The following is a 16035-nucleotide window of genomic DNA, read 5'->3' on the forward strand; positions in this document are numbered from 1 at the left end:
CCCCCGGCGTCGCGACGCCGGGGGCACAACCCGTGGAACGTGCCGTGTGCACCGATGCCGGGAGTCCGACACCCAAGGCAAATGGTCCCACGCCGGCAGGGGGGATCGACCGTCACACGGCGGAAATGACCGCCGCCGTTCGTTCCCGGGCGCCGATCATGCTGTCTCCGGCCGCTCCCTCGAGCCGGATGACGCCGTAGTCGTAGCCGCATCGGCGGTACACGACGCTGGGCAGGCCGCTAGCGGCATCGAGGAAAAGGTAGAAGTCGTGCCCCACGAGCTCCATGTTCGACAGGGCGTCGTCGAGCGTCATGGGCGCGGCCGCGTGGGTCTTCTCGCGTACCACCATCGGCGAGTAGTCGGAATCGTCGTCGTCGCCCGTCGACCAGCTCGGCCGCTTCGCGCGGGTCTCGGATCCGACGGCGGCGAGGCCCGCCGCGTCGTCCTCGGCTCCCGGGACCGGCGGGCCGGCGGTGTCCGTCTCCGGCTGGCGGCCGGTCGGGACGACGGGGATGTCCGGGACGGCACCCGCCCGGCCGGGAACCGGGTGGTTCGCACCCGCGTGGTTGGCGTGGTGGCGGACCCGCCGGTCCGAAGCGCGGCGCAGGCGCTCCGCCAGCTTGGCGGTAGCGCGGTCGAGCGCGGCGTAGGCGTCGGCCGCGGCGGCCTCCGCACGGATCACCGGGCCCCGCGAATACACGGTGAGCTCGACACGGTCGCAGGTGTCCGACAGCCGAGGGTTGTGTTCCTTGGAGAGTTCGACGTCGACCAGCATGACCTTGGAGTCGAGCCGCTCGAGCTTCGCGAGTTTGGCCTGGACATGCCTGCGGAACCGTTCCGGAACCGCGGTGTGCCTGCCCTTGACCACGATGTCCACGCGATCCACCTCCCGTTCACCTGGCCCGGCCGGCCGATCCGTGCGGGATCGACGCGACCGGCGAGTCGGTACCTCGGGCGGCCGTCGATGGCTGACCTCGGCGTGCCGAGGTCACCTCGTGTGCCGCCGTAGGTTGTCAACGTTCCTGGTGCAGTACCTGGTTGCAAATCAGCTGGTGCTGACTTCTGGCGCTGCCGGACGGCTCCTTCCATGGGCGCGCCTCGCTGTCCGGTGACCACGGCATCGGCGGTGTTTCCACCGACCCGCCTCGCTCGGCTCCTTCCCCTCGCCGGTCGGGTCTATGCCGGAACGGCCCTACCAATATCGGGAGATTCCGGACCGGCATCCTGGGAACGGCCGGCCGCGCCGTGAAGCCGGTCGGCGCGTTCCGAAGGCCCCGCCTCGCGCGCTCCTCGACCGGGCCGGCAGCCCCGGGACGGCGGCCCGGGACGGGGGGCCGTGCGCCGCATCCGTCGCGTCGCGACGGTGGGCCGCACGCCGACCTCGTCCAAGACGACGGCACCGCGCCGAGCAGTGACGGTCATTGCCGGCATCAGCTTGTCGCCGTCGGCTCCGGGGGCGGAGCGCTCGCGCCCAGTGTCCCCCTTCCACCGCCCGGACGGCGGGCAATCCCGAAGGATGGCGCGTCGCGCCCGTGCTGGAGCGGTGTGGCGGCCACCGCCGCGCCGGCCGCCGGCGCCCAGCCGCCCGCGCGCAGCGCGCGCACCGCCTCCCGGACAGTCGCACCGGTGGTGACGATGTCGTCCACGACGACCGTGATCTCCCCGGGACGCGGCGAAGGCACGCCGGTGCGCAGCACGAACGCCCCCGAACGGTTGCGTGACCGTGCCGCCGCCCCGAGGCCGGCCTGGTCGACTCCGGGCCGCGACACCCGTAGCGCCGCGCTGACCCGCGCCCGGAGCCCGCGGTGGGCGAGGGACCGGGCCGCGACCGCCGCGAGCCGGGCGACGTGGTCGACCCCTCGGCGCCGCCGCGCCGCGGCCGTCGTCGGGACCGGGACGAGAAGTACCGGCCGCGCCCCGCGCCCCCCCGGCGCGGCCCGCCGGGCCCCCGCGCCCCCCCCCCCCCCCCCGCCACCAGCGCGGTCGCCACCGCCCGCGCGAGCGCCTGGCCCAGCACGGCAGCGAGGTCGACCCGCCCACGCTCCTTGTAGGAGAGCAGAAGGACCCGGGCGGCACCGGTGTACGAGGCCGCCGCGAAGGCTGGGGGCATCGCCGGCCGGAGCGAGGGACCACGTGGCCGGCCGCGCCACTGGGAGTGGCTGGCCGGATGGTGGCCTCGCCGCCCCGGGCTGGCCGTGGGACCCGGGGCGGCGAGAACTGGGGGACCCGCCAGGGCCGCCGCGCAACGCGCACAGGCGGCCTCGCCGGGCCGGCCGCAGCCCGCGCAGGCGCGCGGCAGCACGAGATCCGCGAGGATCGTCAGGGCCTCGGCGAGGTGGCGGAAGCGGGTCACCGGACGAGAATGACCGGTGATCGACCGGCTTCGCCATCGCCGGACCCGAGTTGTGGACAGACAGCACCGCACGCGGCGGCTGTGGACGACGCGGGCCGGACCCGGCCAGACCAGAACCCAGAACCCAGAACCCAGAACCCAGCACCCAGCACGGGGCCATGAACTGCCCGCTGTGCCGCACCGGCCACGCCGGCATCAGCGGCACCCGGCGCACATCGACGACGCCCGGCGCATCCGGACCGGACCGTCTGCCAGACCTGCGCGTCCGCCCGGCACGGCGGTGGCCCGTCGCCGGGCCGGCGGCGGGCGATCGCCCCGCGTCGACAGGGCGCCCGGTCGGGAGGTGTCCGTACTCGGTCTGCAACGATGCGGTCGCCAGGAACGTTGGTCGACACGGGACGGCAACTAGTACAGGGAGACCACGATGACGGACGGAGCCGGCCAGACCCCTCCCGGCACGCCCGGACCGGAACAGCCCGGCTCGTGGGGTGCGCCCTCCCCGGGCCCGCAGCACCCACCCCCCGGTTCGTGGGATCAGCCACCACCCGGCCCCGGAAGCGGCGCGCCCGCGCCCGGCGAATGGCCTGCGCCCGGCGGCTGGCAGGCCCCCGGCAGCGACCCCGCGGCGGCGCCGGTCCCCGGGCAGGGCACTCCCCCCGGCTACGTCCCGAACAGCCCGAACAGCGGGTACGGGCCGCACGGTGGCTACGGCCAGCAACCCGGCCCGGCCCGGGGCTACGGCGCGTGGGGCCCGAACGGGTGGGGCGGTCCGCCGATCGCACCCAAGCCCGGTGTGATCCCGCTGCGCCCGCTGGCGGTCGGCGAGATCCTCGACGGGACCTTCGCGACGATCCGGTCAAACCCCGGCGCCACCCTCGGCCTTACCCTCGGCGCCACCGCCGTGGTCGAGACGATCAGCACGGTCGCCGCGATCGCCGCCGAGGAGATGTCCAATACGGCGGCAACAGTACTGACGCTGCTGCTCTTCGGCCTGAACGCGGCGCTCGGGATCTTCCTCTCCGGGGTGCTCGCGGTGGTGGTGAGCGAGGCGACGCTCGGCGGGCGGATCACCGCGGGCGACGCCGTCCGCCGGGTCACCCCCCGGCTGGGCGGTCTGCTGATGCTGACCCTGGCGGTCACGCTGTTGAGCGCGCTCGGCCTGGTCGCGCTGATCGTGGGGGCGGTCGTGGTCGCCGTCTACCTGAGTCTGGCCACACCGGCCTACGTGCTCGAGGCGCAGTCGACCGGCGACGCGCTTCGGCGCTCGTGGCGGCTGGTCAAGGGATCGTGGTGGCGGACGCTCGGCGTTCTCCTCCTCTCCGCGGCGGTCGGCGGGGTCCTGATGTTGATCTTCGCGATCCCGACCAGCGTGATCCTCATGTCGTCCGAGCAGACGTTCGGCAGCCTGGTCGAGGGAGACCTGACCGTGGCCGGGCACATCGTCAACGCGATCGGCAGCCTGCTCGCCACGACGGTCGCGACTCCGGTGCTCTCCGGGACCGTCGTCCTCCTCTACATCGATCGGCGCATCCGCCGCGAGGGGCTGGACGTCACCCTCACCGAGGCGGCCCGCCAGCGCGCGGCCACTCCGTGATCACCGGCCACCTGTCCGCCCCCTTCCTGCCCTCGTTCCTCCCCTCCATCGTCGCTCCGGCCGTCGCCCCGGCGGTGGCTGGCGGCCCGCTCGGGGGGCCGGTGACGCGCGAGGGGGCGCAGGACGAGGCTCGGCGCGAACTGTCCAAGAGCGTCTACCAGGACGCCCAGCCCGACTGGTTCACCCGGGCCATCACCTGGATCAACGACCGCCTCGCCGACCTGTGGAACTGGCTGACCCCGGACACCGGTGCCGGCGTGGGCGGTTTCAACGGACTCGGTGTCCTCGCCGTGGTCCTCGTGCTCGTCGCGCTCGCCGTTGTGATCCGGCTGTGGCTGGGCCCCGTCCGGCGGACCGCGCGGGACCAGGCGGAGGAGACCGACCTGTCCAGTCCCCTCACCGCCGACCAGCTCCGCGTGCTGGCCCGGGATCAGGCCGGCCAGGGCGCGTACGCCGAGGCGGTGCGGTCCCGGCTGCGGGCGATCGTGCGGATGCTGGAGGAGCGTGGAGTGCTGGACCCGAGACCTGGACGCACGGCCGGCGAGCTCGTCGACGCCGTCCGCGCGGCCATCGACCGCGACAGCGATGCGATCGGTGCGCTGGTCGCGGCCGTCGAGGTGTTCAGCGAGATCTGGTACGGCGGTGGGCCGGCCACCGAGCGGGCCTACGAGGTTCTGGTGCGGGCGGACGAGCAGCTCACGGGCGTGCGAGGCCGCCCGGGCCACGGCCGGTCCGACGGCCGGTCCGACGGCCGGTCCGACGGCCGGTCCGACGGCCGGTCCGACGGCCGGTCCGACGACGGATCCCGCCCGGTCCCGGCATGACCGCTCCACCGACTGACCGCCCGCGCCCGGCGACACCGGCCTCCGGGCCCTTCGGCACTCCAGCGGGACCGCGCCCGGGCGCAGGCGTGGGCCGTGGCGGGGGTGGCTCGACCCACGTCCGCAGCGGTCCACGGCCGCCGGCCGTCCGGCGCGCGGTGCGGCTCGGCGCCGTCCTCGGCGCACTGGTGATCGCGTACGCGGTGATCACCGCCCTGGTCAGCCGCCCGGCCGGCCACGGCTACCTGGACATCACCTCCGCGGACGGATACGGCACCCGGGCGGTCGCGGAGATCCTGCGCGCCCGCGGGGTGACGGTGACGGCCGGCGAGCAGGTGCCGACGGCAGCCCCGGCACCCGGCCCCGCGGGTACGTCCACAGGGCGGACGGTGGTCGTCACCAACCCCGACCTGCTGTCCCAGGCCGAGCTCGACGCGCTGGTGACCAGCACCCGCGCCGGCTCGGACGTCGTTCTCGTCGCCCCGGATCCCAGCGTGGTGGTCGCGCTGGGCCTGCCGGTCACGACCGGGCAGCCGGGCGAAGGTGACCACGGTGACGAATCCCCCCCGGGGTGCACGCTCCCCGAGGCAGGCGCGGCCGGGTCGACCACGGTCGGCGACTCGGTGACGTTCGCCCGCGCCAACGGCCAGGACAGCCAGAACGGCCAGGGCGGCCGGAGCGGCGCCACCCGCGTCGAGCTCTGCTACGGCGACCCCGGCGCGGCCCGGCTGGCGGTGCTCACCCCCACCCGGTCGGACGTCGGCAGCGGGCCGACCGGGCGCCTGGTGCTCCTGGGCGGCGGCGGCTTCCTCACCAACGAACGCCTGGACGAGACCGGGAACGCGGCGCTGGCCCTCGGGCTACTCGCCCGCGCCCCCCGGCTGGAGTGGGTGACCCCGGTCGTCGGGGCCGAGGACGCCGTGGGCACGAAAGGCCTGTCGGAGCTGCTCCCCGACGGTTTCTGGTTCGGCTCCCTGCAACTCCTGCTCGTCCTGGTCTTCCTCGCCCTGTGGCAGGGACGGCGGCTCGGGCCACCGATCGAGGAGCCGCTGCCCGTCGTGGTGCGCTCCACCGAGACCGTCGAGGGCCGGGGCCGGCTCTACGCCGCGGCGCACGCCCGCGAACGGGCCGCCGCGGCGCTGCGGGCGGGGCTGCGGGCCCGGCTCGCCGACCGGCTCGGCATCGGTACCGCCGCGGCCGGCTCGCCGTGGCACACCCGTGGCCCGGATCCGACCGTCCTCGTGGCCTCCGTCGCCGAACAGACCGGACGGTCACCCATGGAGATCGGGCCACTCCTGTACGGTTCGGACATGGCGCCCACGGGCTATTCCCAACCACCCTGGCCGGCCCACCAGGGCCCGCCCGCCTCATGGGCATCACCGATCCCGCCGAGCCCGGTCGACGTCCAGGCTGCCAGGACGAGGCGGGATGCCGAGGGTGACGTCGCGCTCGTCCGGCTGGCCCGCGCACTGCACGAACTCGATCGACAGGTGGGCAGAAGGTGACATCCCCGAACCTCGGCGCTCCCCCGCCCGGATCGGAGACGCTGCGCAAGCCGCTGGCCGCTCCGCAGGCGCCTCCCCCCGCCGACGCCGAGGCCGCCCGCCGCGCGCTGGTGACGCTGCGCGACGAGGTCGCGAAGGCCGTCGTGGGCCAGGACGCCGCCGTCAGCGGCCTCGTCGTGGCACTGCTGTGCCGCGGCCACGCGCTGCTCGAAGGCGTCCCCGGGGTCGCGAAGACTCTGCTCGTGCGAACGCTGGCGGCCGCGTTGTCGCTCGACACCAAGCGGCTGCAGTTCACCCCGGACCTGATGCCGGGTGACGTCACGGGTTCGCTCGTCTACGACAGCCGAACCAGCGAGTTCACGTTCCGTGAGGGGCCGGTCTTCACCAACCTGCTGCTCGCGGACGAGATCAATCGGACGCCACCGAAGACCCAGGCGGCGCTGCTCGAGGTCATGGAGGAACGACAGGTCACCGTCGAGGGCGTGCCACGCCCGCTCCCGGCGCCCTTCGCCGTCCTGGCGACCCAGAACCCCATCGAGCACGAGGGGACCTACCCCCTTCCCGAGGCGCAGCTGGACCGTTTCCTGATCAAGGTGACGCTGCCGCTGCCGCCCCGCGACGACGAGGTGCGGATCCTCGCCCACCATGCCGGCGGGTTCGACCCGGGCAACCTGGCCGCCGCCGGGGTGTCGCCGGTGGCCGGCCCGGCCGATCTGGCGGCCGCGCGGGCGGCCGTGTCCCGGGTGCAGATCCACCCCGAGGTGCTCGCGTACATCGTGGACCTGGCTCGGGCCACCCGGGCGGCTCCGTCGGTGCAGCTCGGGGTGTCGCCGCGCGGGGCGACCGCACTGCTGGCGACCACCCGCGCGTGGGCCTGGCTGTCCGGGCGCACGTACGCCACGCCGGACGACGTCAAGGCGCTGGCCCGGGCGACCCTGCGCCACCGGATCAGCCTGCGGCCGGAGGCCGAGCAGGACGGCGTCACCGCCGACACCGTGCTCGACCAGGTGCTCGCCGTCGTGCCCGTCCCCCGGTAACGGGCAGCTGTGGCGATCACCGGCCGCGCCGTGGCGCTGGTCGCGCTCGGCATCGTCGTGGTGGCTCTCTCCCCGGCGCCGGGCGCGACCTTCGTGCTGGTGAACCTGCTGGTCGTCGCGCTGATCTGCGTCGACGTGTGGCTGGCGGGGCAGGTGCGTGCGTGCACGTTCGCCCGCTCCGGGCCGACCGCGGCCCGGCTGGGTCAGCCGGTTCAGCTCGTGCTGACCGTCACCAACGACGGAACCCGCACCGTGCGGGCCCGCATCCGCGACGGCTGGCCGCCGTCCGCCGGCGCCCGACCGCGGGTGCACCGGGTGACGGTGCCGGCGGGCGAGCGCCGGTTCCTGGAGACCACGCTGAACCCGACTCGGCGCGGTGACCGGATGCCCGTCCGCATCACCGTGCGCTCGCTGGGCCCGCTGGGCCTGGCCGGGCGGCAGGGCCGGCACCACTGCCCGTGGCGGGTGCGGGTGCTGCCGCCGTTCTCGTCCCGCCGGCACCTGCCGGCCGCGCTGGCCCGGCTGCGCGAGGTGGAGGGCGAGGTCGCGATCCGCGGCGGCGGCGCCGGCTCGGAGTTCGACAGCCTGCGGGAGTACGTCGTCGGCGACGACGTGCGGACGATCGACTGGCGGGCCACCGCCCGCCACCACGGCTCGGTGGTCGTCCGCACCTTCCGGCCCGAACGGGACCGCCGGGTCATCTGCGTCCTCGACACCGGCCGGACGTCAGCCGGCCGGGTCGGCGACGTCCCCCGGCTGGACCACGCGTTGGACGCCGCACTGCTGCTCACCGCCGTCGCCCTGCGGGCCGGGGACCGGGTCGGGCTGGTCGCCCACGACAGCACCAGCCGGATCTCCCTGCCGACCTCACGGGACAACGGCCTGCTGGCCCGGATGAGCGATGCGATGGCCACCCTGGAACCGGCCCTCGTCGAGGCCGACCACGCCGGGATGGCCTCGGCGGTGCTGCGCAACGCCTCCCGGCGTGCCCTCGTCGTCATCTTCACCGAGCTTGTCCCGGCGGTGATCGAGGACGGCCTGCTGCCGGCGCTGCCCACGCTGACCTCCCGGCACACGGTGCTCGTGGCCGCGCTGCGCGACCCCCGGCTTGACGAGCTCACAGCCGGGCACAGCGACGTCCACCAGGTGTACGCGGCGGCGGCGGCCGAGCAGACGCTGCTGCGGCGGCGCGAGCTGACCGAGGCACTGCGCCGCCGCGGCGTCGAGGTGGTGGACGTGGCACCGGCGCACTACGCGGCTCTGGTCACCGACACCTACCTCACGCTGAAGGCCCGCGGGCGCCTGTGACCGCGGCCCGCGCGGCGGCCCCCCGCGCGAGATCCGGGGTGCCCGGACGCTCCCGGGGCTCCGCGGCGGCGTCCAGGCCCGTCTCACGCACGACGGCACGCAGCTCCCGGACGACGCGCAGCGCCCGCTCCCCCGGATCGACGCGCGTGGTCGCGTAGACCTCCTGGGTCAGGTCGACGCCGTCGCGGCGGACCGGGACCCAGCGGAACGAGCCCGCCCGCGTGCCCGCGAACGAGCTGCCGCTCTTGAACGGCAACGCGATGTCGGACGGGACGACGACGGTGCCGTGACCGTCCTGGCCGAACGCGACGAGCACCTTGGTGCCATACGCCTCGTGCGCGACCCGGGCCGCGATCCCCGGATCGTCCGCAATGTGCTCGGCGATCTCCCGCTCGAGCATCTGACGGGAGCGTGCGGGCAGCGGCGGCACCAGCAGCCGGCGCCGGACCAGATCCCGAAGCTCGATGCCGTGCTCGGCCTCGTTTTCGGCCTCGGCCTCAACCTCGGCGGAGTCGATCATCGCCTCGAGCCTGGATGTGTAGAGCCGGTGCCGGTCGAGGGCGGGCGGATCGCCCACCCGCCTGGGCGGCGGGCCGATGACGAGGTCCGTCGCGCCGTGCAGGAGCGACCCGATGACGTTCTCCTCGAACACGACCATCGACCGGTCCTGCTCGCCCAGCACGTTGGTGGTGCACTCGATGTGGTCATCCGACCGGCCGTCACGCCCGCCGGCGTCACCGCCGGGACGTTCGTCGGCGACCGTCACGCGCAGCCGACGCATCACCGCGGAGACCAGGTGCGCGTGCTGCGGGAGGAACGTGATGCGCAGCGTCGACGAGCCGGCGTCCGACAACGCACCCCAGCGGTCCATCATCTCCCGTGCCTGGCGGTACACCTCCGTCCCGAACACCGAGAGGCCACGCCGGTCCTGGGCGAAGAGGCTGCGGCCGGCGAAGGCCGACTGGAGCAGGTCGAGGTTCTGCCGGACGGCGTTCGGGGTCTGGCGGAGCTCGTCCGCGGCCCGGCTGACCGAGCAGTCGAGCTCCGCGACCGAGACGAAGACCCGCAACCTGGCAAGGGTGATCCGGGGGTCGGGACCGCGTCCGCGCTCGTGCTGAGGCACAAGCTGAGCTTGGCACAGCTCAGAAGATTTTGTGTGCCTCAGAGCAGCGCAAGTTCTGTGGGTACGGAAATAAAGCTGCTCTTGCTCACGGTCGAGGACGGCCGGCACGATAGGCGGGTGGACATCCTTGATCCGGATCTTGCGGCACGCATCGGCGCGCTCGGCGCCGCGGATGCCGACGGCGTAGGGCGCGAGGCGTGCGCGCTGTTCGCCGCCGGGTACGGGCGGCGCGACGCGCGCGACCTCGCCCGAGCCCTGCACTGGCTGCTGCGCGGCAATCCACTGGTCTGCTCCAGCACCCGGATCATGCACGCTCTCGCGAACGGCGCGGGCAGCACGCGATCCGGCACGATGATCCCCAGCCCGACGCTTCCGGACGAGCCGCTCGCCGCCGGCACGCTCCCGGCCCGGGCGCCCGCCGCCCCGCCACGCCCCGCGGGGCCCTCGCTCGCCGGTCTCGCCGGGCTCCCCGCCCTTTCGGACGCGCAGTGCGCCGCGCTCGCCGTCGCCCTCGATCTCAACCACGGCCTGGAGCAGGGCACGGCCCGCGCGGACGGGTCCCTGCCGCCCCACGGCGCGACCGCGGACCTCATCGAGCTGCTGGCCCTCGGCCGCCGGCTGGCGCTGGCGCTCGAGCTGCTCCGCCGTCCGGACTATTTCCTCTCCGAGATGTACCGGGGCGAGGAACTCCTGATCGGCTAGGACGGCCGACCGAGCTGGCCGGCCGCTGCCGTACGACAACAGGCGTTGCGGTTACGACGCTACGGGCACGAGATCCGCGGCCAGGGACTCGTCGAGATCGCCGCGTTCTCCGGCGGCGACCGCACGGCTCCCGTAGATCCACACGTAGGCGACGAAACCCGCCCAGGCCAGCGCACCGATCCCGATCCGGATCGCGGTGGGCAGGGACGACGGTGTCACGAACGCCTCGATGACCCCGGAGATGGCGAGCACGACCGCCATCCCCAGGACAATCCCGATCGCGGCCCTCCCCTCGGCCGCCAGCGCCTCCACCCGGCGCCGAGGCCCCGGAGCAATGATCGACCATCCCAGCCGCAGGCCGACCGCGCCGGCCACGAAGACCACGGTGAGCTCCAGCATCCCGTGCGGCAGGATGAGGGAGAAGAACTGCCCGCCCTCCCCGCAGCTGCCCATGTAGCCGCCGACGATGCCCAGGTTCACCGAGTTCAGCAGCAGGACGAGAAGCGTCGGGATGCCGAACAGGACACCGAACGCCACCGCCTGTGCCGCCACCCAGGCGTTGTTGGTCCAGACCTGGCTGGCGAACGACGAGGCCGGGTTCTCGGTGTAGTAGCTGGCGAAATCCGACCGGCACAGGTCGGCCACCTCGTCGGGCGGGACGAGGTTCGCCCGGGCGTCCCCATTGTTCATGATCCAGAGTGCGAACGCGAGCGCGACCAGCAGCGACAGCACCGTGGTCGCGATCACCCAGTAACGGCGCACGTAGACCGCGGCGGGGAACGTGACGGCGAAGAACCTGCCCACGACATGCCAGCCCTGGTCCGGCGCACCGACGACCGCGGCCCGGCCCCGGGTGACCAGACTCGCCAGATCGTCGACCAGGTTGGGGTCGTGGGATCGGCCGCGGATCACCGACAGGTGGGTGGCGGCGCGCTGGTACAGCTCGACCATCTCGTCGAGCTCGTCGGCGGACATCCGCCGCGGCCGGCCGGCCCGATCGACCAGCTGGCCCAGCCGAATCCATTCCGGACGGTGGACGGCGACGTACGCATCGAGGTCCATGGGACGCTTACTCTTCCAGACCGGTCCGCGCCCCGCGCGTGCCGGGCATGATCGGTCGTGACCGGAACGGCGGCAGGCGCGCGGGGAGCGGGGAGCGGCGGATGAACCAGGTGGTCACGGGTGAGGCCGTCGCCATCGACCTGCGGGTCGCCCGGCTGGGCTCCCGCATGATCGCCGGGCTCATCGACCTCGCCATCCAGGGCTATGCCCTGTACACGATCGCCATCGTGGGCTTCATCGTGGTCCAGCCGGGCGACGAGGCCCTGACGGCCGCCCTCTTCCTCGTCATCTATGTGGGTGTCGTCCTCGGGTATCCCGTCGCGTGCGAGACCTTCATGCGGGGCCGCACGGTCGGGAAGATGGTGCTGGGCCTGCGGGTCGTCCGTGACGACGGTGGTCCGATCCGCTTCCGGCACGCGCTCACCAGGGGGCTGATCGGCACGGTCGCCGAGCGGCCAGGGCTGTTGCTCGGCCTGCCCGCCGTGATCTGCATGCTCTGCTCGAGCCGCTCCAAGCGCCTCGGTGACGTCTTCGCCGGCACCGTCGTCCTGCAGGCGAACGTGCCGCGTACCATCGGCGCGCTCCCGACCGTCCCGCCGCCGCTGGTCGGCTGGGTCAGCACCCTCGACCTGACCGGTGTGGACGACGAGCTCGCCGTGCGCGCCCGCCGCTTCCTGGCCCGGGCACACGAGCTCTCGGACGATTCCCGGGAGCGGATCGGCGGTGCCCTGCTGCACGAGATCCGCGCGGCGGTAGCACCACAACCCCCTTCGGACGCGCCCGGCTGGGCCGTCGTGTCCGCCGTGCTCGCCGAACGAACTCGCCGCGCGTACGTACGGCTGACGGCAGGCCGCCAGCCCCATGCCGGGGTCACGGGATATCCACCCGGCGGACCGGCGGGCTGGTCCCCCGGCGGTCCGAATCCAGGAGCGGCGGCATACCCGCCCTTCCACGCCGTGCCCTACCCGAGCGCCCCGTTCCCGGCGGCGCAGCACCCAGGCGCACCGTTCCCGGCGGCGCAGCACTCAGGCAGCGCCCCGTTCCCAGCGGCGGCCTACCCGGGCTCCCCGTTCCCGGCGACGCGACACCCAGGCGCATCTTTCCCAGCCGCGCACTACCCGGGCGCACAGGTCCCTGCCGGGCCCCAGCCGGACGCGGCGTCCCCGACCGCGGCCTACCCGGAGGCACCCGTCCCAGCTACTCCCCAGCCCCCTAACACCCCACCGCCACCCCCCACACACCCTCGGTGACGCGAACGAGGCTGCGGCCCGGGCTGCGGCTGAGTGCGGCGGCTCACTGAAGTGTGGCGGCTCGCTGAACTGGGGCGGGGCGCTGAAGTGTGGCGGCTCAATGAGTCCCTGGACCCCGTCAGCCGCCGCACATCCAGCCCATCCCACTTTGGTGCCAACTCGGGCAGCTCGAGCCAGGGAGGAGGCGGATGGGCCAGGCCGGCCGAGCGTTCCGGGAACTCGGTGGGGCGGACGGGTGACACCGGTGGGCGCGCAGGGTGACCGGGGTGGGTGAGCGCAGCGGCGGCGTGGGGCAGCGCGGGCCGGATGGGCGCGGCCCGGCTCGCTCGTCTAGCGTTCTTGGGAGTGGGATCCACCGGGGTGGACCGTGACGAACCGGATCCGTTACCCCTGGGCCGCGTGGCGGTGCGCATCCGATGACCTTCTCGGGTCGGATGAGCGACCTTGCGCGGCGTCACGCATGCTTGACGGGTCCGGTAGGGCAGGGCTCCGGCACGCACAGCCGGGCCCGCGAGGGTTGGGGGTGACAGCGACGGTACAGGGACAGGAGTCGGCATCCCCGGTCCGCGGTGACGCCGCGTCCGGTCGTGCCGGACGCAGGAGAGGCCCGCAGGTCCGTATGGCGGGCAGGCCGCGGGGAGGCATCACCCATCCGGACGAGACGGGTGGTCCCGCCGGCGAGACGAGTGGGCCCGCCCGGCGGTCCCGCGGTGGGCCTGACGGGCCCGGGCGGCTCGGGAGGTCGGTGCCGCGTCCCCCGGGCACGCGCCCGCGCGGCACGCCGGCGCCGCTCGGCAGCGCCGACGACCTGCCGTTCGGGCCACCGACCGGCGGAATCCGCCGTCCGGTCGACCGGCGGCGGCACCTCACCCGGATGGGGCTCGTCGCCACCGCCATGGGTGTCGCGGTCGGGCTCATGGCGCTGCCGTTCCTGAGCGCCGCGGGGCTGTTCGCGAAGGCGTCCGCCGACCACTTCCTCGAGCTTCCCTCGGACCTCGTGACCCCGCCGCTGCCACAGAGATCCACGATCCTGGCGGCGGACGGATCCGTGATCGCCACGCTGACCGGGGCGGAGGACCGGCAGGTCGTCCAGGGCGACCAGATCCCGAAGATCATGCGCGAGGCGATCGTCGCGATCGAGGACGCCCGTTTCTACTCCCACAACGGCGTCGACCCGCAGGGGGTGCTGCGGGCCGCGGCGCGCAACAGCGAGGCCGGCTCGACCACCCAGGGTGGCTCCACTCTGACCCAGCAGTACGTGAAGAACGTCCTGCTGCAGGACGCCAGCACTCCCGAGGAGCGCGACGCGGTCGCCGGCGACTCGCTCGACCGCAAGCTGCGCGAGCTCCGCTACGCCGTCGCGATCGAGCAGCGGTTCAGCAAGGACGAGATCCTCACCCGGTACCTGAACATCGCCTACTTCGGCGACGGCGCGTACGGCGTGGGGACGGCGGCCGAGCACTACTTCGGCGTTCCCATCTCCGAGGTCACCCTCGAGCAGGCCGCCCTGCTCGCCGGGCTCGTCCAGAGCCCGTCGCGCTACGACCCGGTGAACCACCCGCAGGCCGCGCTCGAGCGCCGGAACATGGTGCTCACCCGGATGGCCGACGAGAACTACGTCAGCCGCACCCAGGCGGACGCCGCCCGGCAGATGCCGATCGACGTCCTCACCGACCAGCCGACCACGCAGGACTCCTGCGAGACCTCGTCGGCGCCGTTCTTCTGCGACTACATCCGGACCCAGCTGAGCGCCAACCCCGCGCTGGGCGCCACCAAGGAGGAGCGTGACCGGCGGATCCACGAGGGTGGCCTCGTCATCAAGACCACGCTGAACCCGCAGGTGCAGCAGGCGGCGCAGATGGCCGTCAACTCCACCGTCCCGCCGGACAACCGGGTGTCCGCGACCGAGGTCGTCATCCAGCCGGGCACCGGCGCGATCCTCGGGATGGCGGTCAACCGCGTCTACGGGACCGACGAGGCGGCGAACCAGACGAAGGTCCCGCTGCCGACCAAAGACACGTTCCAGCCCGGGTCGACCTTCAAGACGTTCACCGTGGCGGCCGCGCTCGAACAGGGCTACGGCGTGAACACGGCGTGGTACTCCCCCGCCTGCTACTCGACCGACGCGTTCCCGCTCGACCGCGGCGAGGGCGACTGCCCCAAGGGCTACCAGAACTCCGACCCGGCCGAGGCCGGCATCTACCGGATGGACGACGCGACCTGGGACTCGGTCAACACCTACTTCATCCAGCTCGAGGAGAAGGTCGGGGTGCCGGCGGTCGTCGAGATGGCGACCCGGCTCGGCGTGTCCGCCGACCACCTCAAGGACATCCCGGCCACCAAGGGCGACGTCACCATCGGTGGCGAGTACGTGAGCCCGATGGACATGGCGCTCGCCTACTCCACGCTGGCGGCCGGCGGCGTCCGGTGTGAGCCGCGTTTCGCCACCTCGGTGGTCGACTCCGGCGGGCAGCAGATCGACGTGGGCAACACGCCGAAGTGCGAGCGGGTGCTGGCCCAGGGCGTCGCGGACACCACGACGAGCATCCTGGCCGGCGTGCTGACCAGGGGCACCGGCGGCAACGCCCGGTTCGACCACCCCGCCGCGGGCAAGACCGGCACCAACGACGGCTTCTCCAGCGCCTGGTTCGTCGGCTACACACCGCAGATCGCGGCGGCGGTGGCGGTCGGCGACCCGAACGGCGCGGTCGCGCACCCGCTGCGCAACGTCGTCGTGAACGGCCGCACCTGGCCGCACGTGTTCGGCGGCGACCTGCCGGCGATGATCTGGGGCGCCTCGATGCGGGGCGCGCTGGCCGGGCAGCCCGTGCAGGCCCTGCCCGCCGCGGACCCGGCCGTGGCCCGCGGAACCAAGGGTGGCCGGCTCATGAACACCCCACCACCCGCACCGACCCCGACGCTGCCGAACCTGGGCGATCTGCTGCCGGGTGCGGGCACCGGCCCGACCCCGGGGCTGCCCGGGGTCGGGCAGGGCGGTGGTCAGGGGCAGGGCCAGGTCATCGTGCCGCAGACCAACCAGGGGCAACAACAGCAGGGCCGCCCCGGCCGCAACGACCAGGGCCGCTAGGCGTCGCCCGGCCCGGGGCCCGAGCGGAATCCCGCCGACAGGTCCCGGGCCGGGTGACCCCCAGGTGGCCCGTCCGGGAAAACCGGTGGCGGCGGGCGGGCCGGACCGGGACAGTGGACCCACTGGCGGCGTTGGCTGGGCGCTGGCGGGTTTCGGCCGGCGCTGGCGTAACCCGGGTAGATGAACACGGCG

12 protein-coding genes and 1 pseudogene are annotated in these 16035 nt (G+C 73.9%); 9 read left to right on the top strand and 4 right to left on the bottom strand.

Annotation, left to right across the window (positions count from 1 at the left end):
- Positions 1–112: 112 nt before the first annotated feature.
- Positions 113–877 carry a ribosome-associated translation inhibitor RaiA gene (gene raiA / locus MXD62_RS24865; protein ID WP_248831870.1) on the bottom strand — a complete coding sequence of 255 codons (765 nt, stop codon included), beginning with the start codon at positions 875–877 and terminating at the stop codon, positions 113–115.
- A gap of 553 nt (positions 878–1430) precedes the next feature.
- Positions 1431–1769 carry a phosphoribosyltransferase family protein gene (locus MXD62_RS24870; RefSeq protein WP_248831871.1) on the bottom strand — a complete coding sequence of 113 codons (339 nt, stop codon included), beginning with the start codon at positions 1767–1769 and terminating at the stop codon, positions 1431–1433.
- A gap of 1008 nt (positions 1770–2777) precedes the next feature.
- Here MXD62_RS24870 and MXD62_RS24875 point away from each other — a divergent pair.
- From MXD62_RS24875 to MXD62_RS24895, 6 genes and pseudogenes are all read left to right on the top strand, one after another.
- Positions 2778–3947: a glycerophosphoryl diester phosphodiesterase membrane domain-containing protein gene (locus MXD62_RS24875; RefSeq protein WP_248831872.1), complete on the top strand. Its 1170-nt coding sequence runs from the start codon at positions 2778–2780 to the stop codon at positions 3945–3947.
- A pseudogene (locus tag MXD62_RS24880) lies at positions 3944–4672 on the top strand (DUF4129 domain-containing protein); the annotation flags it as partial. The gene MXD62_RS24875 and the pseudogene MXD62_RS24880, both read left to right, overlap by 4 nt.
- On the top strand, positions 4590–4787 hold the full coding sequence (locus MXD62_RS40885) for a PT domain-containing protein (RefSeq protein ID WP_368862449.1): 198 nt from the start codon (positions 4590–4592) through the stop codon (positions 4785–4787). The pseudogene MXD62_RS24880 and the gene MXD62_RS40885, both read left to right, overlap by 83 nt.
- Positions 4788–4857: 70 nt before the next feature.
- Positions 4858–6273 (top strand): DUF4350 domain-containing protein, encoded by a 1416-nt coding sequence (locus MXD62_RS24885; RefSeq protein ID WP_248831874.1) that lies wholly within the window; start codon positions 4858–4860, stop codon positions 6271–6273.
- 41 nt (positions 6274–6314) lie between these two features.
- Complete coding sequence (locus MXD62_RS24890) at positions 6315–7310, top strand: AAA family ATPase (protein WP_285224174.1); 996 nt, start codon at positions 6315–6317, stop codon at positions 7308–7310.
- A gap of 9 nt (positions 7311–7319) precedes the next feature.
- The gene (locus MXD62_RS24895; protein ID WP_248831875.1) at positions 7320–8618 is read left to right on the top strand and encodes a DUF58 domain-containing protein; all 1299 of its coding nucleotides are present in this window, start codon (positions 7320–7322) and stop codon (positions 8616–8618) included.
- On the opposite strand, the gene MXD62_RS24900 is transcribed toward MXD62_RS24895, so the two are convergent.
- Complete coding sequence (locus tag MXD62_RS24900) at positions 8590–9741, bottom strand: hypothetical protein (RefSeq protein ID WP_248831876.1); 1152 nt, start codon at positions 9739–9741, stop codon at positions 8590–8592. The genes MXD62_RS24895 and MXD62_RS24900 overlap by 29 nt on opposite strands.
- A gap of 81 nt (positions 9742–9822) precedes the next feature.
- Between MXD62_RS24900 and MXD62_RS24905 the strand changes: the two genes are divergently transcribed.
- Positions 9823–10443: a hypothetical protein gene (locus MXD62_RS24905; RefSeq protein WP_248831877.1), complete on the top strand. Its 621-nt coding sequence runs from the start codon at positions 9823–9825 to the stop codon at positions 10441–10443.
- A 51-nt stretch (positions 10444–10494) separates the two neighbouring features.
- Here MXD62_RS24905 and MXD62_RS24910 read toward each other — a convergent pair whose 3' ends face one another.
- Positions 10495–11505: a stage II sporulation protein M gene (locus tag MXD62_RS24910; RefSeq protein WP_248831878.1), complete on the bottom strand. Its 1011-nt coding sequence runs from the start codon at positions 11503–11505 to the stop codon at positions 10495–10497.
- Positions 11506–11606: 101 nt separating this feature from the next.
- Here MXD62_RS24910 and MXD62_RS24915 point away from each other — a divergent pair, with 101 nt between their 5' ends.
- Together MXD62_RS24915 and MXD62_RS24920 are read left to right on the top strand one after the other, a co-directional pair.
- Positions 11607–12755, top strand: coding sequence for an RDD family protein (locus tag MXD62_RS24915; protein WP_248831879.1), 1149 nt, complete (start codon positions 11607–11609; stop codon positions 12753–12755).
- A gap of 619 nt (positions 12756–13374) precedes the next feature.
- The gene (locus MXD62_RS24920) at positions 13375–15843 is read left to right on the top strand and encodes a transglycosylase domain-containing protein (RefSeq protein WP_248831880.1); all 2469 of its coding nucleotides are present in this window, start codon (positions 13375–13377) and stop codon (positions 15841–15843) included.
- The last annotated feature ends 192 nt before the right edge of the window (positions 15844–16035 follow it).

This window comes from Frankia sp. Mgl5 (genome assembly GCF_023242985.1).
GTDB lineage: Bacteria > Actinomycetota > Actinomycetes > Frankiales > Frankiaceae > Parafrankia > Parafrankia soli.